At 44.2% G+C, this 1278-nt stretch carries 2 protein-coding genes; both read right to left on the bottom strand.

Features of this window, described 5'->3' with window-relative positions; all coding sequences use genetic code 11:
• The coding region (locus A3757_RS25835; RefSeq protein WP_156506394.1) for a hypothetical protein at positions 1–338 on the bottom strand (338 nt) is incomplete at its 3' end.
• Positions 339–369: 31 nt separating this feature from the next.
• Positions 370–1278: hypothetical protein (locus A3757_RS26960; protein WP_197470119.1), on the bottom strand; the 909-nt coding region annotated here is incomplete at its 5' end.

Here is a 1278-nt window from a genome sequence, read left to right as displayed (position 1 = left end):
AATAAATCATTCCCACCCATACTTAGACAATATACATCGAGTCTAACTCGATTGTATTTAGCATAGCGAAATACACTGGATTCACGCGAAACCTGCTTTGCCGTAGCCATTGAGACGCTACTATCCCACCAGTTTGCGCCAGTAGGAATAATCTGCATCAGGGCCTGATGTAAATTATTCGGTCCGTAGAAAAAATGTTTCTGCCTGCCAGGGTAATCAAACCAGGAGTCACCTTGCACTACAACATTAGGGTATCGACGACGATATAAACTTTTCGCAACCGTTACAAAACTTGGTCCTGAGCCAGCAAGGAAATGCGCCCCTCTGTAACTATCCATGTTTTTTACTTTCCCCTAATACACAGTCTCTTCATGGAATAGCTATTTTGTCATAGTCAAAGGTAGAAGCTTCAGCTTTTTCAGTGGCCTTAACTTTGGCGGGGGCGCTAGTAGAAGGAATTGGCATAAGTACACGCGGCTTCTGTATCTTAATTTCTTCCAAGCCATCGAAGCCACTTTCCGTAGTGTTTGCACCTTGGGCGCTATTGCTTGGCGCGCTTAGCGTATTGCTTAACGCTGGTTTAGAAGTAGTAGGGTTACTAGCTGGACCTATCGGCGCCATAAGGCTAGCAAGTTTATCTTCGAGTAAGCTATAGTCGCTTTTAACAGTGGTAAGTTCTTCCGTCAAAGATGTCTTCGAAGCGCTTAACTGTGAAATCTGTGTTTGTAGCGAAGTAATCCGCTGCTCCTTAGACTCTAGCTCCTGATTGAGTTTATCGTTGTTCGATGCAAGATAATCAATCTCTGAGCGTGTCTCTTTTTGACGTTTTACAACCGCAAGATAAGCGCCTTTTCTATCTTTTAACTTCTTATTTAATACCTTGATTTCATCGCTTAATCTTGAATTTTCTCCGGCCAGCACTTCGCTATTGCTTGCGCCACTCAACAAAGACGCCCTAACCTGACTCAAGGATGCTGCTAGGGCCTCGTTTTCCTCTTTAAGCAAAGCGAGTTGTGAGTTCAGGTTGTCGATAATATCCTGATTGACCGCAAGCGCACCCTCCGACTCCTGTATTTTTTCCTGCTGAGCCTGGTTTTCTCTTGTCAAACGCTCGTGCTCAGCTTTGGTTTCAGCAAGAGATTGTCCAGACGTAGACATTTTGGCTTGCTGATTTTTAAGCTGAAGTTCGAGCTTACCTATTTCTTGCTTAGATAAGACGCTGTCCAGGAGTGCAGTTTGACCCTGGTGATAAAAATAAAATGCTGAGAGCCCGAAAGC

It is taken from the genome of Oleiphilus sp. HI0117, from assembly GCF_001635235.1.
Note: the sequence above shows the minus strand (reverse complement) of the source record. Positions and strands in the feature narration are given on the sequence as shown.